Below are 24543 nucleotides of genomic sequence, written 5' to 3'. Positions count from 1 at the left end.
ATTGCTTGGCTTATCGCCAAACCAATGTATTTTTGGGGCGTGGGGATGAGTCCATCCTCTGTTCAATCGTAACCGCGCCGCTTAGGTTCGGGGGATAGTGTTTCGGAACCTGTATAGGAACTAAACCGCTATTTCTCAGGGCTGCTAAAAGCCCCCGGATTGATCCGTGGGGAATGCGTTACACTTGAGCAACTAATATTGCTCTATGGATTAGAGTTAGTTGATTCGGAAGAATTCTTTCGAGAGTGGCAAGATGACCTACCAGAACTGACAAGCTTAGAAAAGCAGCTATTGGATCAAATAAAGGCAGGTTACATAAATGTACGAAACTATCCGCCTTTATTAGAAAATACAGTTAACACGATTGTTTTATCGCCACTGCTATTCATTGGCAAGTTTTATTTATCTCCTTTTCACCTCAAATTAGAGAAATCTATCGAGATTGAAACACAAGACAACCAAACTATCATCAAAGGACGAATTGACTTCTTACTTCTAAATCAAAAATTTTGGGTAACAGTTATTGAGTCTAAACAGGTTGCTTATTCGGTAGAAGCAGGACTTGACCAAATTTTGGCATATACGCTGGCTGCTCCCCAGTCACAAGATGTAGTATTTGGGATGATTACTTCTGGTGGCAGTTTTATGTTCATTAAACTGCTTAAAGGTCATCCTCCTCGCTATGCCACTTCAGATATTTTTGATGTCCGTAACCGTGGTAATGAGTTATATAATGTACTCCAGATTTTGAAGCGTATTAGTCAATTGACTTTTGCCTGATCAAAGGTAGTTAGAATAATTAAGAGCAATATTGCTGCTCTAGTTCTGAACCTAGCTGACAATTCAGGTCATCTGGAAAACCTCACTTCTATTTCTCTCTTCCTTTAAGGAGAGAGACTTTGAATTTTCCCCCTTCCCGCCACGGGTTGGGGGTTAGGGGGTTAGGTTTTTGGTGGACTTTTCCACATAACGTGAAAAGTCAGCTGAACCTAGAAGCGTTAGAAATACTAACTGTAGGTTGGGTTTCGCTCCGCTTAACCCAACGTTTCCGCGCTTGTTGGGTTTCGTTCCTCAACCCAACCTACAAAAAATTAAATTTCGACCCTTTTTTAGGGTGACGTGTACTAAGTTCCTATATTGAATTTGGGCAGTCGTTGATTGAATTTGGGCAGTCGTTGATTGAATTTGGGCAGTCGTTGATTGAATTCGGGCAGTCGTTGATTGAATTCGGGCAGTCGTTGATTGAATTTAGGCAACCCCCAAGAATTTACATAAAGCCATTTAATATATTTGTAATCCTAATCAACATTTATTGCATGATAAAGTAAAACATATATGGAGGTAAGATTATGACCCAAGCGTTGCCAAAATTACTAACCTTCAATGAATTTATTGAATGGTATCCCAACGATGGAAAACGCTATGAGTTGCACAAAGGAGTAATTATTGAAATGCCGCCTCCAACCGGTTCGCATGAAAAAGTTATTGCATTTTTGTCGCGGAAATTAACCGTGGAGTTTGATCGTCTTAATTTACCTTACGGAATTCCCAAAACCGCATTAGTCAAAACTCCTTCTGCCGAATCCGCTTATTCGCCTGATGTGTTGCTGCTAAATCTTGATAATCTCGACAATGAACCGCTTTTTCAAAAACAGTCAACAGTAAGCCAAGCAGCATCGGTTCCAATAGTTATTGAAGTTGTTTCAACTAACTGGCGAGATGATTACTACAATAAACTTAGGGATTATGAAGAAATGGGCATTCTCGAATATTGGATTGCTGATTATGCTGCATTGGGTGCAAGAAAGTTCATCGGTAATCCCAAACAACCCACTATTTTTGTGTGCGAATTAGTTGATGGTGAATATCAAATGACAGCGTTTCAAGGTAACACCGCGATTTCATCACCTACCTTTCCCCAATTAAATTTAACTGCACAGCAGATTTTTAATGCGGCTAACTAATTTTTTATAATTATCGTCCCAACTTATTAGGAATATTTTCACAACCACCAGGGATAGTACCTCTAGTTTTTTCACCACCCCAAGCGCAACAGTAGTTACGTGTAGACTCAGACATGCGTTGCACATTGCTGAAATCGGCATTTTCCACCACAGCGCCAGTGTGTTCGCCGGTTTGATAATTTGGTGGTTGAGTGCGACTACGGGGTGATGCTTTATCCACTACACCGTAAAATAGGCGAATCCCGTTGATGTCGGCACCACTGAGATTAGTACTATATAAAATAGTACGGGAGAGGTTGGCTTTTACTAAATCACAACCGCTCAGGTTAGCGCGGACAAGATTAGCTTCGCTCAGATCAGTCCAACGTAAATCAGTACCAGAAAGGTCTGCTGCGGCTAGCATTACGCCTAAATCGATGACGCGCACACCTTCGAGGCGGTCTTCTGCATATCCGCCAGTTCCATTGAGAATGGCTCGACCTAATAGCCGATCGCGTTTTAGGGGTGAGAGCAACTTAGAACGTGAAAGAAAGCGGAGAATTTTCGCTTTACCACTGCCATCAACACTACTTAAAATTGCCGCAGTGCGTCCTTCGGCGATCGCTCTCTCTTGAGGCCAATCTTCTAATAATCCTTCTTCATCTAATACTAAGTCTGAAACGCCTTGGAAATAGGAATCAATTGTCTGTTGCTGGGTGATAATATTTTGCTGAACTGTTAGCAGGTTTTGCTGAATTGTCAAGTCTTTGGAAATGACATATTGTCGCCATGCCACGTAAACGGCGATGACGGCGATCAGAATTTGCCCCAAAGCACCAAACCAATCTGCTAGGGTTCCAGCAATATCCCAGTTAATTTGGCGTCCCCAAACAAGCAAGCGATCGCCTACACCTGTGAACCTGATCAAGCCGATGATGGCTACTATTAGTCCTAAAAAGGCAACAAACAGGGTGCGTTCTTGGGGTGAAAACCACTCGTTTAAAACTACTTGCAACCAAGGCAATAATATCGCGAGGGATAACAGCAAAGTCATCAGCGTTCCCACAATGCCGATGATCCAGTTATTAAGGATAACTCCGATAAAAGTGATGGCGATCGCTACTATAGTAATCAGCAATGCCCTCGGCTTAACTGTGAATTGATTGGTAGTGGGTTGCTTGAAGTCAGAACGGGCAAGTTTTAGAGCAGTTGTATGTTGCGGAGATTGCAAAGATGCGATCGCCGCTAGGGCTTGTTGTGTAGCTAGTGCTTCTGAGCTTAGGTTCTTCTCACTTGCACTCCCGTCAAAGTCATCTGGTTGCAAGTCGTTTTCTGGAACTGGTTCTGGGGTTGGTAGATTAGAGGAATTGGAATCAATCGTCATGTCTTCTATTTTGCCCCAGCAGGTTCACAACAACATCTGTTTTATCAGAAATTGCACTAAACCAAAAACCTCTATTCCATACGACTGAGAAACGCTATATGAATTATGAATTATGAATTATTGGTCACGATCGCCTGATTCAAATCAGCATCGGCTTGTTGACACTCCCCGTCTCTTTAGAGCGGGGATTCTTGGTTCAACGAGACCACTTAAACTAGGTTCCTTGCGTTACCTAGCCCAGAGGTGGGACTCTCCCCAAGCGTTAACTTTCCGAGTGCCCCTCGGTAGTTGCATTGCTGCAAGTTCTGTTTAACTGAAACGATTTGTTTCAAAATTCTGATTCGTCTAGCCCTATGAATCTTTTACCTACTGCTAGGAGGAACTAGAACAATGCAGTAGAAGCGCATAGATTCAATTGTCAAGGTTCAGACTGCCGTTAGGCAACATCGGGTTTTTAAACAGGTTAATTACCCTACCTGTTCAAACCATCTTATCATCAAAGCACCCTTCATCCCTTACCTGAAGTACGGAATACGCAACTACGTTGCTATTCCTCAAGGGTTTTCGGCATATTTCTTATAAAAGGCGATCGCTCCATAAACTTGTTCAAGTGTCAGTAGGGGGAAAGACTGAACAATGCTTTCAGGTGACTGCCCACAATGGATGGGCATATACAACAGAGTTAAGGGAAATTCGGGTATCTATAACCCAATAAGCATCATTTCGATATTCTACATACAACTTGGCTACTACGACTGGCATCTAGTTGCTCCCGCTACAACTATCTCTGATCATAGGTGAGTTTCTGCTATACAGAACTTTGACCTCTCTCCAAACCTCTCTCCTAAAAGGAGAGAGGCTTTGAATCTTACTCCCCTTCCCTTGCAGGGAAGGGGCTGGGGGTTAGGTCTATATTGGACTCAACCCAGAAGCGCTATAGCTTGTGCCAGCAAGTTACCACAATTAAGAATTTTGATGAACATGATGTGCGACTTATTCTTGGAACCCCGCTTCCATTCCTCTCCCCCGCAGTTCGAGAGGCTTTAATTTTTGCTCCGCTTACCTGGTAGATAAGGGGTTGGGGGTTAGGTTTGAAAGAAAGTCGCACATCTCGTTATCTATTACTTTTTAGCAGACTACTGTCAGGAAGCAGAGCTAATCTCTTTTGTTCAAAGTTCAAAATGTTATTGGTGGATGCTTCTTTGCGTGCGCGACAGAAGACTGGAGTTTCAGCTCCATAGCACCCGTTACTCCCCAAGGCTGTGTCAATTATATTGTTCTGAGTTAATCGCCAGTATTTGTGACGCCACTGTCCAGAAGAACATGTGGCTGTGGCATCATCAGAGGCTAGTGTTCCTCTATAAAAAATAAAGCCTCCATAACTCATGCTCGTCGTTGGATTATCAGATTGAATTATATACGGTTGTTTGTTATAGATCCTTGCTCCCACATTCCACTGAGTGCAAACAACTGGTAATGGCTCAGCTGTGTTATAAGAAATTGCATATTCGTAGCTACTAGTTGGATAGTTTAGAATCTGACAAGTGTTTACATCGATCTGGCTTAGATTTCCACATTGAATCCAATCACTTGCATAGGCTGGCGAAACCACAAAGATACTTGTAAAAACTGAAACGAGTTTACAAAAGTTTTGAGTTTTTGTTTTCACTTTCTTGTTCATCATAATGTTGTGGTGTTTTGTAAAGCTTTTATCAACCAAACTCAACCGTAAGCTATAGCAATCACCCTCTTTTCAGGAGTTTAGGTCTACTCTAAAGGGCAGCGACATAGCCAACAGCTACTATTCGGAGAATACTGAGTTTAGTTGTACAAAAATTACAATATCAAAATGAAAATTACAAGAGCATCAATTTATACAAAACTTAATTTCTTAGTAGCACTCATTATCGCAAAGAAAAATGCTGAAGATGATTTGAGGGAACTGCTAGAAAATAGTACTAGTGAACCTACACTGCTAACCGTAACACCTGATAATATTCGGAGGTTGCGAGAATTAATAAATAATTCTGAGGATGAAGACTAATTAAAATATCCCTACACACAAAACAAATAAAAACCTATTTCATTCTTAAAAATTCCCGATGCCAATGTGGTATCGGGAATTATTGTTTGTGTGGTCTTTTCACTACTAAAGTCTTGCCTACCCTGATTGATGGACAGGCTGGATGCCCGCCCCACAAAATTGGGTAATTTATTTGTTGGAATTCCCAGTATTCCGCACTCAGTTAAGGTGCAAGGGCATTACCCCGAATTAGACTACCAATGGTTTTGGCAGTAATTTTTAGTTGGGTGATGGGATTCGCTGGGACGACCGTCTTATACAGATAGCTATCGAATGTTAGCCGTTGTACATCGAGGTCATCGCACATTTCCACAAACGCCTCGCGGGTGGCGTCGGAACGATAGAACACGGTTTGCAGAATGTCCAGCACCTTGTAAGTGAGTCCATATCTTTTATCCCAACGCTTCAGGTAAACCTTGAGGTCGCCTTCTGTAGGAATACGGCTACCACTATTAGATGCTTCTACAATGGTTTCGGCACACATCCGCCCAGATTTAGCCGCAAAATAAATACCTTCGCCAGAAGACTTGGTAACGTAACCAGCAGCATCACCCACTAAAGCGATGCGACCGACAACACGACGGGGACGGGGATGTTCAGGAATGGGGTGCGCTTCTACTTTGATGATTTTACCGCCTGCCAGTTTCTCGGAAGCACGAGCGCGGATACCAGCTTGTAACTGTTTGATGCTGGCTTTATTGACATGCATTGTGCCAGTACCGACAGCTACGTGGTCATATTTGGGGAAAACCCAAGCGTAGAAATCGGTAGAAACGTCATCACCGACATACATTTCGGCGAGGTCGTTATAATAGGCCATTTTGTCTTCGGGTAAGCGAATTCGCTCTTGGAAAGCGATCGCATAATTGTAATCCCCAGCGTCCATTTCTTTAGCAACGCGAGAATTAGCCCCATCCGCCCCAATAATTAGATCCACCTTCAGGGTTTTGGCAATACCCTGTGATATCCCTTCTGTATGGTCAACGTAATGGATGGTATAGGGATCAGTATTGTTTCCTGGTATATCAAGTTTATGAACAGTTGCATTAATTAAATTTGCGCCGACTTTTGCCGCGCGATCGCGCAAAAAGCCATCCAGCACTTCCCGGCGGCACATTCCTATATATTCTTCTTCATTTATCAGATTGATATCTACCTCCCGATTGGAAGGCGAAATCATTTTCATCTTCCGTACCCGGCGATCGATAATCTCTGGTGGTAAGTCAAATTCACTCACCATACATAGGGGAATTGCACCCCCGCAAGGCTTCGCATTGTCTAGCTTCCGCTCAAACAGGTAGGTTTCAATCCCAGAGGCTGCCAGTGTTTCTGCGGCAGATGAACCAGCAGGGCCTGACCCAATAACAGCAACCCGTAGTGTCAAAGGTCTTTCTCCCAATCTTCACATTTACCGAGAGCATACTACCACGGTCTTTCTGCTGATTTGGCGCTTTACCTTTAGGTTTATGCACAAATGCAATATTCCTTAATGTTTCGATACAAAAACCGAGATGGGTAATTTAGTTAAGGGTAAATTGAAATTTAAATGTATAATTTATTGTAACATCAATGAACTACTTTCCTTAATCATTATTGTTCACAAAGGTATTTTATGCCTGAGAATCTTGAAAACCATATTCTAGAAGAAGTTCGTAAACTGAAGCAGAAAAACAGAAAACGCATCGTTCAGAGAGTTGGGGTGCTTTTGCTGCTTATGGGTATAGTGAGTGGGTTTGCATATTTGTTTTTTCAAGGTAATCCCATTTGGGAAATAGGCAATTCAGCTATTAGCGTAACAACGCTTTTTTTAAGCATCGTTGGACTAATTTTAATTTTAAATATAGTTATTTATATTATTAAATATCAAACATCGAAAAGTCGTTATCAATCTTCTCGGTTTTCTTTAGAATTTTGGCAATTTAGTCGTTTCAAACGGATCAAGGCTAAATATTGGCTAGGTTATAGTTTACTGCTGATGGCACTAATTTATCAAAGTAATCCATCTCTAATTATTAACCCAATTAAGGGTTTTGTTACTGGTATAGTATATAAACCTGAACCTCCTAGATTAAATTCACCTTGGCCGTGGAAAGAGAATACAATGATTCATCCAATTGTTGCCAATATGCCATCCAATATTGAAACAACTATTGAATCTGTTGCTAAATATATTGTTCAACAGGAATCAGACCCATACTTACGAATTAAAGCTATACATGACTATGTTGTTAGTCGGGTTACTTATGATTTAGATGTGCTGAAAACGGGAATAAGACCTGCTCAAGATGCTCAAACTGTTTTTTTCACTCACAAAGGAGTTTGCGAGGGCTATGCTAATTTATTCATGGCATTGGGGCGATCTATGGGTGCAGATGTTGTTTATGTCAGAGGGAAAATTCGTCGAGACTTAGCCCCCATAGACTTAATTCCTAAGGTATTTAGACTGCTACATTCTGATTATGATTGGACAAACCATGCTTGGAATGCAGTCAAAATTTTAGAGAATTGGCAATTAGTTGATACAACCTGGGATGATCGTGATTCTAGCGAACTTGGCTCTTCATATAGTGCAGACTATCTCATACTTCCTCCTCAAGTAATAAGCATAAGTCATTTTCCTCAGCAGTTAAATTGGCAACTTTTACATCGTCGTGAAGACTACAAGACTTTTGAAAACAAGCCAATTCTGACACCTCAGTTTTTCATGGATGAGTTAATGCTAATTTCACCAACTGAATATCAAACAAATGTTCAAAAAGTCGCTGCAATTAAAATTGCCAGTTCTCCAAATTACCAGAAGAAGATTGTTGCCCTCTTTACTAAAGCACAAAAAGTCGAGTCTTCACTTTGGGACTTGCCAGGATCTGGGAATTTGCTAGAAGATAATCAAGATAACCAACGAAGACTACAAGATATCAAAAAATGCCAGAGTCAATGGAATGCACAAGGGGAAACTGAAATCTCCTGTCAGTTTCCAGAAGCAGGAGATTATGAAGTTTTTGTGTTTAGTCTTGAACAAAAAGTTAGCCTCCTGGGTCAACTGAAATTTCATGCTGTACTACGCTAGAAGTCAGAAGTAGCTAAATATTGTTCATCTATTAAATAATTATATATGGTATATATAAGACACGGTAATCCTAGCAGGGAACTGTAGATTAGTTGCAGAGGTATAGCGGCAGTGGGTATAGTAGTTGAAAATGTCTCCAAACAATTCGGGAGTTTCAAGGCAGTTGATCAGGTCAGCCTGGAAATTAAGAGTGGTTCGCTAGTTGCGTTGCTCGGCCCATCGGGATCAGGTAAATCTACGCTACTACGGTTAATTTCAGGTTTAGAAATGCCAGATAGTGGCAAAATCCTGCTTACCGGTAAGGACGCTACATACCAAAGCGTGCAACAGCGCAATATTGGCTTTGTGTTTCAGCATTATGCCCTATTTAAGCATTTGACTGTCAAACAAAATATTGCCTTTGGCTTAGAAATTCGTAAGGCACAGCCAAAGAAGATTAAGGGGCGGGTAGAACAGTTACTCGAATTGGTGCAATTGAGTGGACTAGGCGATCGCTATCCATCACAACTTTCTGGTGGTCAAAGACAACGGGTAGCATTAGCAAGGGCACTGGCAGTAGAACCTGAAGTATTATTGCTAGATGAACCCTTTGGCGCACTCGATGCTAAAGTCCGCAAAGACTTACGAGCATGGTTACGCCGCCTCCATGATGAAGTTCATGTTACCACGGTTTTCGTCACCCACGACCAAGAAGAAGCAATGGAAGTCTCCGATGAAGTTGTGGTCATGAATAAAGGGCGTGTGGAACAGGTGGGGACACCATCTGAAATTTACGATAATCCTGCCACCGCATTTGTAATGAGCTTCATTGGCCCGGTGAACGTGTTACCCAGCAGCTCGAAGATTTTTCAAAGTAGCGGATTTGATGCGCCACACCCACAAGTATTTTTGCGTCCGCAAGATGTGATTTTGGAAAAGGTTGCTAACGGTTCTACTACACCTGCGACAGTGAGCCGTTTGATACATTTGGGTTGGGAAATTCAGGTAGAATTAACTTTTGATGATGGGCAAGTGGTGATGGCACATTTAACACGCGATCGCTTTAACCAATTAGAGTTAGAACCGAAACAGCGGGTGTATGTGAAGCCAAAGGATGCCAAGTCCTTCCCTCTGTCTTATTCAATTTAGTTGTCAATGTGTAAGTATTTATGCCTGCTGCTTTAGGTCGTAGCAGAAAAGCATTGCCAGAATATTTGCCAAATCCCCCAGTAGCCTGTGTAATAGCAGATGCTGATCAGATAGTTCCACAAGGAAAGGATATACAGAAGCACCAGCCCAGTATCATACTGAGGCTGGTGCGCTGGCTTTTCACACATTTATTGTGAGGATTAATTTAATGGGTCTTGCCCCTACTAGTCTGTCAAGTTTAAATTGATGGGTACGCAAGTTCGTAGTAAGGAATTTATTCCTTATTTTCTAAGCACTAAAGTCCTTACTAAAAACCATCAAAACTAGCTTGACAGACTACTACTAACAAGGAGTCAAATTAAACCTAATTCTATAAATCCCATTGAATCCAATTTGAGTTCGCTGTCCCGCAGCTACATTTGTGGCACGCGCTATCAAAGTTGTGTTGATGCCGAAAACCGAATTCACTGGGTTAGCACACGCGTCTATTGTATCTCCTGTAATAGCTACATCTTTTAGCCATCCACCTGAAGAGCCAGACGAGAAGTTTGCGTTTAGATCATTACTAGATGGAATTACTCTCCCTTGAAACACTGGTCTAACCCTTAGGGCAGCAGTGCCCCCCTGAGGCACATTTGTAGAACCAGAATACCTGAGGTTAATGGGCTGAACTCTGTAGCCTCTAGGCACATTAAGCCCAATTCTGAGACTGCAAGATTGTGATACCACTCTAGGAGATACAGCTACAGCCTGAAATCGAGGAAAAGCTACAGACAGAGTATTTCCTACCAAACTTATTTGGGCATTTCCCGACGGGCAACCATTTCCGAAAACAGTTACTGGAACACTTTCAAACTGAAATCCTTGTGTTTGAGGCTGTACTGTTTGAGCCTGTACGTCAGATAAACCCACAACATTTAAACTCAGTAGGGTCAAACTGGAAATAAGAGCACTTAAAACTTTCATATCTTTCATCTCAAATAAGGAGAGCTTCTCAGGTTTGTTGTCAATACTATGTCTCAAGACACAGAGTCAAAAATTTCTTCAGAGCGATTGGAAGAAATATTTCGATAAGTTGGTAAAGCAGCTTTTGAGAGATCAGCTTTTGGGAAAAATTAAATGCAAAACTAACTATGCATTTAAAAAAGCTAACAAGGATTAAAAGCAAACTTTATTTGGAACAATACAGGGCCGATTTCTGTATCGATTTTATTAATTCGGATTTTGGTTTCTTGATTTGCAGGTATATCTCTAGCTCTTGCGGTTAGAGTTGAATTGATACCAAAAGTCGAACTTACTGGATTTTTACATGCATTTATTGTGCCTAATACAATACCTACATCTTTGCTCCAAGTAGCTGAAAAGCCAGGCCCAAACGTTGCGTTTGAATCATCGATAGTTGGAAGTTCTTGACCTTCAAAAAGTATTTTCACATTCAGGTCAGCACTGCCTGCTTGAGGCACATCTGCAAAGCCAACATACTTGAGGTTAATCGGCTGAACATTCACTCCAGAAGGTACATTGAGACCGATCCGCAGATTGCAGGATTTTGATACAACCTTAGGAGGTAAAGCTTTAGCTTCAAACTCAGAAAATGTTATTGAAAGACTATCTGCATTCAAAATTCCCTTTGCTGTTCCGTTTGGGCAACCATTTCCGAAAAGAGTTACTGGAACTTCTTGAAGCTCAAATCCTTGTCTTTGAGCCTGTACCTGAGATAAACCCACAAGATTTAAACTCAGTAGCGTCAAACTGGAAATCATACCAGTTAAAACTTTCATCTAGTAACTCCCCGAAAATGTTTAATCTCCTATGAATATTACATGCAATATTAAACTCCTAAGATACTTCTAGACAAAGAAATTTTACCTGGCAGCCTCTTTGGGTTTTGGGGATTTCTAGCAATCATTAAAATGTGTGCAATACGCTGTGGTAAAGGGAGACAGAGATAGGATAAAATAATCAATTTCTGACTCAGAAATTATTTATCAGCGTATTTCACTTCTCAGAAAATAATTCAGGAGTCAGCATTTAGAATTCAAAATTGAATTCTGTACGATGGTTACTGAGCCTGCCGTTCGCGCAGCGTCTCGTAGAGAAGTACTGGCGGATAGCGTAGCGGTAGCGAGTCTATGAGGGGATGAATAAATGGGTTTAAGTCCCCCACTAAATCTTCTCCTTTGGAAACGCACTCGGGTTCGATTTAATGTTCTGCAATAAAATGGCGGGATTGAACCCCCCACTAATTGATTCTGACTCCTGAATTCTTACTTCTGAATTCGTCTTTAATTAAGAACTGCCCTCATGAGAAGTTTTGATAACATTGTACATCACAGACAAATATATTTTTCCTATCCAAAGACAGATATTTTGTAAATTTTGATTTCGTTAGATTTATCAGCTACTTTGGCTTGAGCTAACTATTTATCGAGACAGAGAGTCAAAGACTTCTTCAGACCGATTGGAAGAAATCTTTCAAAAAGTTGGTAAAGCAGCTTTATAGGGAGTAGCTTTTGGGAAAAATTAAATACAAAACTAACTATGCATTTAAAAAACCTAACAAGGATTAAAAGCAAACTTTATTTGGAACAATACAGGGCCGATTGTTGTGTCGATTGTATTAATTCGGATTTGGGTTTCTTGATTTGCAGGTATACCTCTACCTCTTGCTGTCAGAGTTGAATTGATCCCAAAAACCGAACTCACTGGGTTCCTACATGCATTTATTGTGTTTGCTATAACATCTATATTTTTGCTCCAAGTATCTGAAAAGCCAGCCGGAAACGTTTGGTTTGGATTATTGATAGTTGCAACACTTCCACCTTGAAATAATATTTCAACCCTCAGATCAGCACTGCCTCCTGTAGGCACATCTGCAAAACCAAGATACCTAACGCTAATCGGCTGAACGTTAAATCCAGAAGGTACATTAAGAGGGAACCGCAGATTGCAGGATGCTGATACAACCTTAGAAGGTGAAGCTTTAGCTTCAAAGGCAGAAAATGATACTGAAGCAGTATCTCCATTCAAAACTAGCTGTGCTGTTCCGTTTGGGCAACCATTTCCGAAAAAAGTTGCTGTATCTGTTTGAAACTTAAATCCTGGTGTTTGAGCCTGTACCTGAGATAAACCCGCAACATTTAAACTCAGTAGCGTCAAACTGGAAATCAGACCAGTTAAAATTTTCATCTAATAACTCCGCGAAAATGTGTAATCTCCTCTGGATATTAGCTGCAATATAAAATTCCTAAGATACTTTTATAAACAGGAATTTTCCCAAGTAGCCTTTTCCAGGTTTGGGAATTTATAGCAATTCACGTTTAATGTGAATTAAGCCTTGAAACCTTTGTAATTTCGTAGGTAGCCTCAAAACAATGATTTTGGGCTAATCTAGAAACCCTTGGGGGATAAGAGGTGTTTCTAATTCACATCAAGCGTAATTCTTAATTGTCTGCAATACGCTCTGGTTAAAAGAGACAGAAATTAGGATAAAACAAGTAAACTCGGAAATTATTTACAAGCGTATTTCAATTATCAGAAAATAATTCAGGAGTCAGGGTGAGGAATTAGAATTCAGAATTGAATTCTGTATAACTGGCAGATAGTGCAGCAGTAGCTAGTTTCCCAGCAGAATGAATAAATGGGTTTAATACCCGCACGAAATCTTCTCTTTTGGAGAGGTTACGCGAAGGATTTAGTGTTCAACAATAAAATGGTGGGTGTAATTCCCCACTAAATTGATTCTGACTCCTGAATTCTTACTTCTGAATTATTCTCCAATTCAGAATTGCCGTCCTAATAATCCTTGAAAAAATTCAAAATCACAGAGAAATATATTTTACCTATCCAAAGACGTATATTTGGGAAATTGTGATTTTGATAGATTTATCAGCTACTTTTACTTGACCTAACTATTTATCAAGACAGAGAGTCAAGGATTTCTTCAAAACCTATTGGAAAAAATCTTTCGATAAGTTGGTAAAGCAGCTTTTGAGAGTTCAGCTTTTGGGAAAATTAAATGCAAAACTAACTATGCATTTAAAAAACCTAACAAGGATTAAACTCAAACTTGACTTGGAACAATACAGGGCCAATTGTTGTGTCGATTGTATCAATTCGGATTTGGGTTTCTTGGTTTCTAGGTATATTTGTACCTCTTGCCGTCAGAGTTGAATTGATACCAAAAACCGAACTCACTGGTCTACTACATGCATTTATTGGGTTTAATACAACACCTACATCTTTGCTCCAAACATCTGAGAAGCCAGCCGCAAGCCTTAGGTTTGGATCATCGGTAGTTGGAACTATTTGACCTTGAAAGAGTATTTGCACGTTCAGGTCAGCACTGCCTCTTGTAGGCACATCTGCAAAGCCAAGATACTTGACGTTAATCGGCTGAACGTTAAATCCAGAAGGTACATTCAGACCGATCCGCAGATTGCAGGATGCTGATACAACCCTAGAACGTGGAGCTTTCGCTTCAAATTCACTAAATGTTATTGAAAGGGTATCTCCATTCAAAACTCCCTGTATTTTTCCCTCTGGGCAACCACTTCCCGCAAAAGTTACTGGAACATTTTGAAACGAAAATCCTTCTTGTGTTTGAGCCTGTACCTGAGATAAACCCACAACATTCAAACTCAGTAGCGTCAAGCTGGAAATAATGCCAGTTAAAACTTTCATACTTTTAAACTCCGCGAAAACGTGTAATTTCCTTTACCCTGTACAAATTAGCTGCAACTTAAAATTCCCTTAGATCCTTCTACACAAAGTAATTTTATCCAACAGCCTGTTGGGGACTTATAGCAGTTCTTAATTGTCTGTAATACGCTTTGGTTAAAGCAGAGAGAAATAGGATACAATAATCAATTTCTAGCTCTGAAATTATATTATCAGCGTATTTCATTTATTTAAGAATTGCCATTTTGTTGCCAATACTATTTTTAACAACAGATAGCCAAAGATTTCTTCAGAGCGATTGAAAGAAATCTTTGGATAAGTTTGGTCAAGCAACTTTAGAGGATGTTTTAAAAGGGTATTTTGCTCTCATGATAAATCACGGCGAACCATCTCAGTACATGGCTGAAATCGTATTTTTTTCGTCGCAGTTGACCTGAGCCAGAAAGGTAAAGTTATACCTTACGGGACTTTTAAAACATCCTCTTAGAGGCATCAGCTGTTGTGAAAAATTAAATGCAAAACTGACTATGCATTTAAAAAATCTAACAAGGATTAAAAGCAAACTTGATTTTGAACAATACAGGGCCGATTGTTGTGTCGATTGTATCAATTCGGATTTGGGTTTCTTGATTTGCAGGTATATTTGTAGCTCTTGCCGTCAGATTTGTATTGATACCAAAAATCGAACTCACTGGATTCTTACATGCATTTATTGTGCCTAATACAATACCTACATTTTTGCTCCAAACATCTGAAAAGCCAGGGTTAAAGGTTGCGTTTGGATTATTGGTAGTTGGAACTATTTGACCTTGAAAGAGTATTCTAACGTTCAGGTTAGCACTGCCTCTTGCAGGCACATCTGCAAAGCCAAGATACTGGACGTTAATCGGCTGAACATTTACTCCAGAAGGTACATTAAGACCGATTCGCAGATTGCAGGATGCTGATACAACCTTAGGAGCTGAAGCTTTAGCTTCAAACTCAGAAAATGTTACTGAAAGAGTATCTCCATTCAAAATTCCCTCTGCTGTTCCCGCTGGGCAACCATTTCCGAAAAGAGTTACTGGAACTTTTTGAAAAGTAAATCCTTGTGGTGTTTGAGCCTGTACCTGAGATAAACCGACAACATTTAAACTCAGTAGTGTCAAGCTGGAAATCAGACCAGTTAAAATTTTCATAATTTTCAACTCCGCAAAAACGTGTAATTTCTGGACATTAGCTGCAACTTAAAATTCCTAAGATACTTCTACACGAAGGAATTTCACCCAGCAGCCTGTTTGGGGTTTGGGGACTTTTAGCCGTTATTAAATATGTTCAATACGCTCTGCTAAGGCAGACAGAAATAGGATAAAAAAATCAATTTCTGGCTGTGAAACTATTTCTCAGCGTATTTCACTTATCAGACAAGAATTCAGGAGTTAAAATTGAGAATTTAGAATCGAACTCTGTACAACTGCCGGATAGCGCAGGGGTAGCAAGTCTACGAGCGCATGAATAAATGGGTTTAAGACGGCGACTAAATTATTCGCGTAGCGTCTCCAAAGGAGAAGATTTAGTGGTCAAAAACAAATGGGTGGGTCTCAATCCCCCACTAATTGATTTTGACTCCTGAATTCTGACTTCTGAATTTTTCTATTGAGAATTGCCTGTACAACAAGTCTCGAAAGAAATAGTAAGTCATTTGAGAAATATTTTATATCTATCTAAAGGAATAGATCAAGTAAATTTTAACAAATAATTACGGGAAAGTACGTAGATATGTAACGGTGAGACAGCGCTTTTGGTAGGGTTTCCCTCGGCAGCTCCCAAGGAAGTGCATTGCAGCAACTGCTGTGAAGTCGCGTCAGGCGACTGCGGGGTAGCGAGTCAGACGCTCCCTATGGACGCTCGTTCTTTGCTAGCGCAACATTTACGAGCATCAGTGCTTGTCTTCAGACATCGCTTTTACCTCAGATCCTCTCAAAGGTGGTAAAATTTCCAAAACCGTAATGCTCAAATCAGGAAACTCTAAAGGTGAAATAGTCGCATTTTCTGCAAAAATTACTTCACTTTGATAGCCATCCTGAATTGGTTCTCGAAAGACGTGCAATTGACGACTAACCACATCTAACACCCAATAATCTGTAATTCCCGCTTGCGAGTAGGCTTTAGCTTTGATTTCGCAGTCTAGTTTCAGGCTACTATCTGCTACTTCAATAATCAGATAAACTTCTTTGGGAGTAGGATGGTGGTCTGCGTAGTCCAGCGGATCTACTTTAACTACAGCTATATCCGGTTCTGGTTCAGACCATTCATTCAAGTTTACTGGGTCTTGAACACATATCAAAGCCCGATTCCTTAAACTATTTTGCAGTAATCTATCTGTTCTCCCCACTGCTGATCTATGGGCTGTCCCTTTAGCAATCATCCAAATTATCTTTCCTTCTAGCAGTTCTACTCGTTCATCTGCACCAAAAATCCCAGCCTCAGCCATCCGGTGGTATTCTTTAACTGTCCACAGGCGAAGTTGTAACGTCGTTTCTGTGTTTTGCATGGCTTGTTTAGCAACTGTGAGGAGCAATTAATATCCTAGCAGTTTTAACTTGACACACCCAGAATACTATGATATGCAAGGGCACACATATATACGCCCCTACTTCACGCAATTGAAAACTGCTATAAATTAATCTAATCTTCTAAAATCTGGATTTCATCAAGTTGATTAATCACCACATCCGCACCTCGGACGTTATCCGACTTACCCATCCAAGTGATACCAATACAACCTGCGGCTTTAGCATCACGCGCCATTTGCATATCACCAACGGAATCACCCACCATCAATGTAGCGCCTGGTTGGACTCCCAAAGCTTGGCAAGCTTGCAAAAATAGCACTGGATCTGGTTTACTTGGCCCCTCATCTACTCCCATTTCCAACTGGATATAATCATTTAATTGGTGATTCTCTACAAAGTTATGTACTTCATCGCTTGTTGCAGCTGAGAGGATACCGAGTTTCAAACCCCCTTTCTGTAGGTATTTCAACAAGTCTAAGCTACCTACAAACAGGGGTGAAGGAGTTTTTTCAATGTATTTTTCCGCTTCATCCAAAGCTTGACGGGCTATTTTTAAGGACTCAAACCATCCTCTTCCTGTTTCGGCAATATATGCCGCAGCCGCAACTTCTGTTTCACGGCGACTCGCTACCGATATCAAACCCGCCGGATCAAGAAGATTGCCATTGATGCCAAATGCCATTAATAGCGGTTCCCCAATACCGGGAACTTGAGCGTCTATCAACCTTGCTGCTCTTTGTGCGAGCGATCGCAAATACGTTTCTGAATCTTCTAGGGTACCGTTTTTGTCAAACAAAATTGCCTGGATATTATCAAAAGTGATGTTTCTACATTTAATAGTTGCCACAATATTTCATTCCATTTATTTAACGCGGTATGCAACTTTTTCTCAAACCTAACCCCCAGCCCCTTCCCTACAAGGGAAGGGGAGCAAGACTTAAAGCCTCTCCCCGCTTCGGGGAGAGGTTTGGAGAGGGGTTTTAAGAATAAGTTGCACATCGCGCTATTTAGTTAAAAGTGAAAAGTTATGAGTTTTTATGCTTAACTCCTAACTGTCCCCAATTCTCCACATAAAAAAAGAGGGTTTTTCCCTCTTTATAGTATGATTTAATACTCTTACTTAAAAATAAGTAAAACTATAAATGTATTATTCTTCAATAGCTGCTGGAATTTCTTCTTCAGTTTCCGTCGCTGCTGCAATATCTTCTTCAATTTCCGCAACTGGTGGAATATCTTCGTCAAGTTCCGCTGCTGGTGGAATATCTTCGTCAAGTTCCGCTGCTGGTGGAATATCTTCTTCTGCTACAACATCCGCAAGTGCAGCAGGCGCAGCAGTAGCACCTTGTTGTTTGGCTAGCAGCTGTTCACGATACTTAGCAGCCATTTCTTCTGCCTTATCGTAGACCAAATCCCGGTTTTTAATCATGTCGCCGGGTTCGGGTTCTAGCTGCTTGGTAGATAGGGAAATCCGACCCCTTTCTGCATCCAAGTCAATGATCATAACTTTCACTTCATCATTGACATTGAACACGCTATGAGGTGTATCAATATGTTCGTGGGAAATCTCAGAAATGTGCAGTAGACCACTGACGCCGCCAATGTCGATGAAAGCACCGTAGGGTTTGATGCCACGAACTGTACCAATTACTACTTCGCCGACTTCTAGGCGGTTCATCTTACGTTCAACCAGCGCCCGACGGTGAGATAGAACTAAGCGGTTACGTTCTTCATCCACCTCTAGGAATTTCAATGGCAAATCTTCGCCTACCAATTCTTCTTTAGGTTTGCGGGTACTGATATGGGAACCGGGAATAAAACCACGTAATCCCTCAATCCGTACTAATGCTCCACCGCGATTGGTTGCAAATACGCCAGAACGGACAGTAGCATCTTCTGCTTGCAGCTGTCGCACGCGCTCCCAAGCCCGCATATATTCAATACGGCGAATGGAAAGGGTTAATTGACCATCTTCGTTTTCATCGGTAAGGATGAAAAATTCCCGGGTTTCGTTTGACTGTAAGACTTCTTCCGGGCTATCTACCCGGTTAATAGACATTTCTTGTATAGGAATATATGCTGCGGTTTTAGCACCAATGTCAATCAGAGCGCCGCGCGGCTCTATACTGAAAACTGTTCCTGGTACAACATCACCAGGGCTAAAATGATAATCGTATTTGTCAAGTAGAGCAGCGAAATCTTCGTGAGTGAATCCAATTTCTGTAGCGGTTAAATTCTGATTGACCATGCTGATTTGTTCCTGGTTCTAGTCTCCGTAAAGGTTGTGCGACAAGCGCGATGTGTTATGCAAACAGTTTTATGGCAGCTTACATTAACATCCATTTTCATCCTAGCGCAGAAAAGCTAGTATTAACACATATCTACTCCCAAGATTGGAAATTATATCACAATATTAAAATGATTTAGTCATTAGTCATTAGTCATTAGTCATTAGTCATTAGTCATTAGTCATTAGCAAAGGACAAAGGACAAAGGACAAATACAATAATATCCGTTGCTACTAAAAATTGTAGCAACGGATACTAACATTAAATCCGCTTAAAGGTCTGGTATATAGGAGTTACTTATCTTTTGGTTTCTCAAAGCGAGGGGGTTCGCGAAATGCGATCGCAAAAAAGAGAGTACCTATACACAGAGTAAAAATCAAGATGTACGCAACGCTTTCCATATTACGATTTCCTGCCTATAGAGCCAGTAATTAAACTTTTTAGTGCTGAGTCAGAGCCTTAACTCATAACTCAGCACTGAAATTAGAGGGCTTCCTTCCGGCGGGTTGACTTGTCACCCACTTTCTGGAACAGACCCCACTCAACTTGCTCTTCTAGATCGGCATCAACACCAGCAAATACGTCTCGGTAGATTGTCCGAGAACCATGCCAGAGGTGACCAAAGAAGAACAAGAGAGCAAATACTGCATGTCCAAAGGTAAACCAACCTCTAGGACTGGTGCGGAATACACCATCAGAGTTCAAGGTTTCTCGGTCAAATTCAAAGATTTCACCGCCTTGAGCCTTACGGGCATACTTCTTCACATCAGCTGGTTCTGTAAAGGTCTTACCATTCAGATTGCCACCATAGAAGCTGACGGTGACACCAGATTGCTCGAAGCTATACTTAGATTCTGCCCGACGGAAGGGAATGTCAGCGCGGACAATTCCATCTGCGTCGGTCAAAATCACTGGGAAGGTTTCAAAGAAGTTGGGGAGACGACGCACGGTCAATTCCCGTCCTTCAGAATCTTTGAATACGGCGTGACCTTGCCAAGACTGAGCAATGCCATCACCCTTAACCATCGGCCCTGTACGGAATAGACCGCCTTTAGCGGGGCTATTACCGACGTAATCATAGAAAGCCAGCTTTTCGGGAATCTGCGACCAAGCTTGCTCAAGGGTTGCACCTTGGGCAACATTTGTTTGGACGCGCTGCTGAATTTCTTGACGGAAGTAGCCTTGATCCCATTGATAGCGGGTTGGGCCAAACAATTCGATGGGAGTGGCGGCGTTACCGTACCACATAGTACCAGCAACAACGAAAGCAGCAAAGAAAACTGCTGCAATACTGCTAGAAAGTACTGTTTCAATGTTCCCCATCCGTAGGGCTTTGTAGAGCCGTTCGGGGGGTCTGACTGTGAGGTGGAATAAGCCTGCAATAATACCAACAACGCCAGCAGCAATGTGGTGAGCCACAATCCCACCAGGGTTGTATGGGTTAAAACCATCTGGGCCCCATTCTGGTGCGACTGCTTGCGCGGCTCCAGTTATACCGTAGGGGTCAGTAACCCACATTCCTGGGCCAAATAGTCCGGTGAGGTGAAAAGCACCAAATCCAAAACAAAGTAGACCAGATAAGAACAGGTGAATGCCAAACATTTTTGGCAAGTCTAAGGCTGGTTCACCAGTGCGGGGATCTCTAAAGAGTTCCAAATCCCAATAAACCCAGTGCCAAACAGCAGCTAGGAACAAAAGACCGGAAAGAACGATGTGAGCCGCAGCAACGCCTTCAAATGACCAGAAGCCAGGATCAGTTGCTGGGCCACCAGTAACGTTCCAACCACCCCAAGATTGGGTAACGCCCAAACGTGACATGAAGGGCAGGACGAACATCCCTTGACGCCACATTGGATTGAGAACCGGATCGCTAGGGTCAAAAATAGCCAGTTCGTAGAGTGCCATCGAACCAGCCCAGCCTGCTACTAAGGCTGTGTGCATCAGGTGTACAGAAATCAGCCGCCCTGGATCATTCAGAACGACTGTATGTACTCGGTACCAGGGTAGTCCCATCGACTACGCTCCTCCTCGATGAGTTAGTTTACAAAGCAATTTTCTTACTGAGATTCTGAGAAACGAAATTCGCCACTCAGAAAACTCTCTCTTGTTTTTTGTTATTGCCAGAGCCAAAGCCTTACCATACCTTAGTCTTATAAGTTAGACAGGGTGGGTGCTTTGGCAATGCTTACTCGCTTCGGGAGATTTACCTTGTAGGGTAGCCATCGCCAAGCAAAAATGAGAATGTTTTAAAAAGTGTAACTATTGATGGAATTGTTTGCAAGCGTGTAAATTGATGCGATCGCGTAGCATGTCCAAGTTTTTTCGCTACCAATCGCTGTCGGGGATTAAATTTGCTTATCTTTTCTTTATGAGGGGGATGAGGGGGATGAGGGGGATGAGGGGGATGAGGGGGATGAGGGGGATGAGAAATAATAGTTTACTTACTCCCTCCCTCATCTCCCCCTGCTCCCTCATCTCCCCCTGCTCCCCTACTGAACCACCAATTGGATGTTTTGCAGTTGACATTTCGCCTCAGCCGTACCCAGGCGTTCAATTACCTGTTCAGCGCTCATCAGACGCTTGAGTACTACTTGACCTATGGTCTGACTGGCAATTACTGGTGTTGTTGGCTTCACTTCCACGGTTAAAACGGCTTCTTCAACTCGATAAAGCCATAGCAATTCGTTTTGTTCTACTAAACAAATATTCATTCGTTGAATATCTGGTTGGCGTCGCCATGCGGTTATTTGCCAGAGTCCATCAGATGCCCAGACTCTAGCAACTGCCCATCCCTCAGATAGAAAGAAATACTTCACGTTTTTAGTCTCACTATTAGACTTTCAATCTGCTGTTTACGATATCGCGATCGCTTTCTTCGCTGATGTATAAACAGTAGATTTGTTAAGTAAAACCATGTAGCCGTTCTCTACGAAAAAGAACTTCACACTTGTCTGTACCCAAGTAGCAACAGGCAAAGTTTTAATGTACACTACTTGACTTACCGTCAAAGCTTAACAAATCTATTCACTAGTAATTATGAATTTACGACAAATTTAGGAAATGTTTAAAATCTTAATTAAATAAAAACCTTTCATTATTTAAGGAATGCTAAAGTTTATTTTTTTGTTAATAATTTTTTGTAACAAATAGTGCGTAGGCGTAGCCCGTCGTAGACATCGCACAGTAGCAATAAACTTAACTATAGCAATCGTAGCTCAGTTGTGAAAATTAACAAACCGCTTTCTCTGCGAGAGGCTTCCGCCAACGCATAGCGTCTCGCAGAGAAGACGCCAAGAGCGCCAAGAAAAGAAAGAGAAGCTTTCACAAATGATTTAGGACTGCTATAGGACTAATATTTGATTTCTGAAAAAGCTCGGTACAACTCGAAAAGCCTAATTCCTTATTCCCTACTCCCTACTCCCCACTCCCCGCCTATCGCGCTTCGCGCACCACGTAGATAATTTCAAAAATCAAATACGATTCCTATATATGAAGTTGAGTAGCCGACACAAATTTTTGAGTTAGTTGCCAACTCAGTCATAATATCGAGCAAGTTTTTTTATATCTGACTGCAAGTTATGTTTATCTATATTCGTATACTTAGCAACAGGTATTGCCGTAACTAATTGTAAAAATAAAGCACAATAGCCACAAATATAGTAAAATTGCTGACCGCTGATATCAAATATTTTATTGCTATGACCTGGTTTTCCTTGTCCGTGAAACGGTGGGGTCGGATTACACAATTCCTATCTTTGTTCTGTCTATGTTTATTTTTAGTTGTTAGTTGCGCTCCTCGTCCACAGACTACTACGCCACCATCGGGTTCTGTGAATAGCCCTACAGGTGATGGTCGTATTACTATAGGTACAACAGCAAAGCCGAGAACCCTTGATCCGGCTGATACCTATGAGTTAGCATCCTTAGGTCTGGTGTTTAATATGAGCGATCGCCTCTACACCTACGAACCAGGAAGCACAGAAATTAAGCCCCAGCTAGCTACAGCATTACCTAAAGTCAGTCAAGATGGCTTAACTTATACCATCCCTTTACGTCAGGGAGTAGTTTTTCACGATGGGACTCCCTTCAATGCCCAAGCAATGGCGTTTACCATCAACCGCTTTATTCAAAATAAAGGAAAACCCTCATTTTTACTAGGTGATATAGTAGATTCGGTAAAAACTCCAAGCGAGTATGAATTAACTATTAAGCTGAAAAAGCCCTTTGCAGCGTTTCCTTCATTGCTGGCGTTTCCTGGGGTGTGTGCAGTTTCGCCAAAAGCTTACGAACTTGGTGCTGGTAAATTCAAGCCGAATATTTTTGTGGGGACTGGCCCTTACAAATTAGGACAGTATGGTACTGATTCAATTCGATTTGATGTGTTTGATAAGTATTGGGGAGAAAAACCAGTTAACAAGGGTGTTAACCTGCAAATTCAAACTAGTCCGGTTAATTTGTTTAATGCTTTTCGTACAGGTGCAATCGATGTAGCTTATCTGTCACTACAGCCAGATCAAAATCGTAGCTTGGAAGAAGGCGGTAAAAAAGGGGATTGGCAAGCGATCGCAGCTCAAGGTAGTGTAGTAAGTTATCTGGTATTAAACCGGAACCAGCAGCCTTTAGATAAATTAGAGGTAAGACAAGCGATCGCATCAATAATTGACCGTCCACTGTTAAATGAGCGGGCGTTACTTGGTCAAGCAGATCCGCTTTATAGCATGATTCCCACGACGTTTAATGTTTCGCAGCCATTATTTAAAGATAAATATGGCGATGCTAGCTTTGATGAAGCTAAAAAATTATTAACTACTGCTGGGTTCTCCAAAGAAAATCCTGCAAAAGTACAAATTTGGTATCCTTCTAGTTCACCTACTCGGAGTTTGGCAGCACAGACGCTCAAATCTCTTGTGGATGCGAAAATGGATGGAATCCTGCAATTTGAAGTCACCCAAGCAGAAGGCCCTGCCTTTTTTAAAGACATTTCCAAAGGTTTATATCCAGCAGCTTTACTTGATTGGTATCCAGACTTTTTAGACCCAGATAATTACGTCCAGCCGTTTTTGTCTTGTGATAAAGGTTCAGTTGCTAAAGGATGCGAAGATGGAGGCAGTCAAACTCAGGGTTCGTTTTACTATAGCGAAGCCATCAATAAACTGATTGATCAGCAACGCAAAGAACTAAATCCCGAAGCGCGTCAGAAAATTTTTGCAGAAATTCAAACGCAAGTAGCTAATGATGTACCTTATGTTCCTTTATGGCAAAGCAAAGACTATGTATTTGCCCGAAATGGTGTGAACAGCGTACAACTTAACCCGACCCAAATACTGGTTTACCAGACAATTAAAAAGTAGTTAGAAGTTCGGAGTTATGAGTTAGGAGTTATGAATTTTTAATTAGGCTTTTTGCAAAAATTACAAA

21 protein-coding genes are annotated in these 24543 nt (G+C 41.4%); 7 read left to right on the top strand and 14 right to left on the bottom strand.

Annotated elements, in window-relative coordinates; translation table 11 throughout:
- Positions 1-159: 159 nt before the first annotated feature.
- Both LC586_RS18220 and LC586_RS18215 read left to right on the top strand, forming a co-directional pair.
- On the top strand, positions 160-780 hold the full coding sequence (locus LC586_RS18220) for a restriction endonuclease subunit R (protein WP_229486154.1): 621 nt from the start codon (positions 160-162) through the stop codon (positions 778-780).
- A 569-nt stretch (positions 781-1349) separates the two neighbouring features.
- Positions 1350-1964: a Uma2 family endonuclease gene (locus tag LC586_RS18215; protein ID WP_229486153.1), complete on the top strand. Its 615-nt coding sequence runs from the start codon at positions 1350-1352 to the stop codon at positions 1962-1964.
- A 10-nt stretch (positions 1965-1974) separates the two neighbouring features.
- On the opposite strand, the gene LC586_RS18210 is transcribed toward LC586_RS18215, so the two are convergent.
- A complete protein-coding gene (locus LC586_RS18210) occupies positions 1975-3327 on the bottom strand; it encodes a pentapeptide repeat-containing protein (protein WP_229486152.1) in 1353 nt (450 codons plus the stop codon).
- A gap of 1114 nt (positions 3328-4441) precedes the next feature.
- Complete coding sequence (locus tag LC586_RS18205; RefSeq protein ID WP_229486151.1) at positions 4442-5011, bottom strand: hypothetical protein; 570 nt, start codon at positions 5009-5011, stop codon at positions 4442-4444.
- 165 nt (positions 5012-5176) lie between these two features.
- Between LC586_RS18205 and LC586_RS18200 the strand changes: the two genes are divergently transcribed.
- The gene (locus LC586_RS18200; protein ID WP_229486150.1) at positions 5177-5371 is read left to right on the top strand and encodes a hypothetical protein; all 195 of its coding nucleotides are present in this window, start codon (positions 5177-5179) and stop codon (positions 5369-5371) included.
- A 202-nt stretch (positions 5372-5573) separates the two neighbouring features.
- Here LC586_RS18200 and chlP read toward each other — a convergent pair whose 3' ends face one another.
- Positions 5574-6794 carry a geranylgeranyl reductase gene (chlP, locus tag LC586_RS18195; protein ID WP_229486149.1) on the bottom strand — a complete coding sequence of 407 codons (1221 nt, stop codon included), beginning with the start codon at positions 6792-6794 and terminating at the stop codon, positions 5574-5576.
- Between the two features lie 228 nt (positions 6795-7022).
- On the opposite strand from chlP, the gene LC586_RS18190 reads away from it, so the two are divergent.
- From LC586_RS18190 to LC586_RS18180, 3 genes are all read left to right on the top strand, one after another.
- A complete protein-coding gene (locus tag LC586_RS18190) occupies positions 7023-8477 on the top strand; it encodes a transglutaminase domain-containing protein (protein ID WP_229486148.1) in 1455 nt (484 codons plus the stop codon).
- 111 nt (positions 8478-8588) lie between these two features.
- The gene (locus tag LC586_RS18185) at positions 8589-9605 is read left to right on the top strand and encodes a sulfate/molybdate ABC transporter ATP-binding protein (protein WP_229486147.1); all 1017 of its coding nucleotides are present in this window, start codon (positions 8589-8591) and stop codon (positions 9603-9605) included.
- 20 nt (positions 9606-9625) lie between these two features.
- Positions 9626-9802, top strand: a complete 177-nt coding sequence (locus LC586_RS18180) for a cytidine/deoxycytidylate deaminase family protein (protein ID WP_229486146.1) — start codon at positions 9626-9628, stop codon at positions 9800-9802.
- A 145-nt stretch (positions 9803-9947) separates the two neighbouring features.
- On the opposite strand, the gene LC586_RS18175 is transcribed toward LC586_RS18180, so the two are convergent.
- The 11 genes from LC586_RS18175 to LC586_RS18125 all read right to left on the bottom strand — a co-directional run bounded on the left by LC586_RS18175 (position 9948) and on the right by LC586_RS18125 (position 21941).
- A complete protein-coding gene (locus tag LC586_RS18175) occupies positions 9948-10571 on the bottom strand; it encodes a DUF4360 domain-containing protein (RefSeq protein WP_229486145.1) in 624 nt (207 codons plus the stop codon).
- A 182-nt stretch (positions 10572-10753) separates the two neighbouring features.
- Positions 10754-11386 carry a DUF4360 domain-containing protein gene (locus tag LC586_RS18170; RefSeq protein ID WP_229486144.1) on the bottom strand — a complete coding sequence of 211 codons (633 nt, stop codon included), beginning with the start codon at positions 11384-11386 and terminating at the stop codon, positions 10754-10756.
- 775 nt (positions 11387-12161) lie between these two features.
- Positions 12162-12794: a DUF4360 domain-containing protein gene (locus LC586_RS18165; protein ID WP_229486143.1), complete on the bottom strand. Its 633-nt coding sequence runs from the start codon at positions 12792-12794 to the stop codon at positions 12162-12164.
- An 858-nt stretch (positions 12795-13652) separates the two neighbouring features.
- Positions 13653-14288 (bottom strand): DUF4360 domain-containing protein, encoded by a 636-nt coding sequence (locus tag LC586_RS18160; protein ID WP_229486142.1) that lies wholly within the window; start codon positions 14286-14288, stop codon positions 13653-13655.
- Positions 14289-14827: 539 nt separating this feature from the next.
- A complete protein-coding gene (locus tag LC586_RS18155; protein ID WP_229486141.1) occupies positions 14828-15463 on the bottom strand; it encodes a DUF4360 domain-containing protein in 636 nt (211 codons plus the stop codon).
- Positions 15464-16203: 740 nt separating this feature from the next.
- Positions 16204-16818: a Uma2 family endonuclease gene (locus LC586_RS18150; protein WP_229486140.1), complete on the bottom strand. Its 615-nt coding sequence runs from the start codon at positions 16816-16818 to the stop codon at positions 16204-16206.
- A 134-nt stretch (positions 16819-16952) separates the two neighbouring features.
- On the bottom strand, positions 16953-17687 hold the full coding sequence (locus LC586_RS18145; RefSeq protein ID WP_229486139.1) for an HAD family hydrolase: 735 nt from the start codon (positions 17685-17687) through the stop codon (positions 16953-16955).
- Positions 17688-17987: 300 nt separating this feature from the next.
- On the bottom strand, positions 17988-19085 hold the full coding sequence (locus tag LC586_RS18140) for a 30S ribosomal protein S1 (protein ID WP_229486138.1): 1098 nt from the start codon (positions 19083-19085) through the stop codon (positions 17988-17990).
- Positions 19086-19418: 333 nt separating this feature from the next.
- On the bottom strand, positions 19419-19526 hold the full coding sequence (locus LC586_RS18135; protein ID WP_084227385.1) for a photosystem II reaction center protein T: 108 nt from the start codon (positions 19524-19526) through the stop codon (positions 19419-19421).
- Positions 19527-19608: 82 nt separating this feature from the next.
- On the bottom strand, positions 19609-21138 hold the full coding sequence (gene psbB / locus LC586_RS18130; RefSeq protein WP_229486137.1) for a photosystem II chlorophyll-binding protein CP47: 1530 nt from the start codon (positions 21136-21138) through the stop codon (positions 19609-19611).
- A gap of 476 nt (positions 21139-21614) precedes the next feature.
- Positions 21615-21941 (bottom strand): hypothetical protein, encoded by a 327-nt coding sequence (locus LC586_RS18125; protein WP_229486136.1) that lies wholly within the window; start codon positions 21939-21941, stop codon positions 21615-21617.
- An 882-nt stretch (positions 21942-22823) separates the two neighbouring features.
- Here LC586_RS18125 and LC586_RS18120 point away from each other — a divergent pair.
- Complete coding sequence (locus tag LC586_RS18120) at positions 22824-24476, top strand: ABC transporter substrate-binding protein (RefSeq protein ID WP_229486135.1); 1653 nt, start codon at positions 22824-22826, stop codon at positions 24474-24476.
- Positions 24477-24543 lie beyond the last annotated feature (67 nt).

It is taken from the genome of Nostoc favosum CHAB5714, assembly GCF_020829495.1.
In the GTDB taxonomy this organism is placed as follows: Bacteria; Cyanobacteriota; Cyanobacteriia; order Cyanobacteriales; family Nostocaceae; genus Nostoc; species Nostoc favosum.
This window is presented reverse-complemented; position numbering and strand designations above follow the sequence as displayed.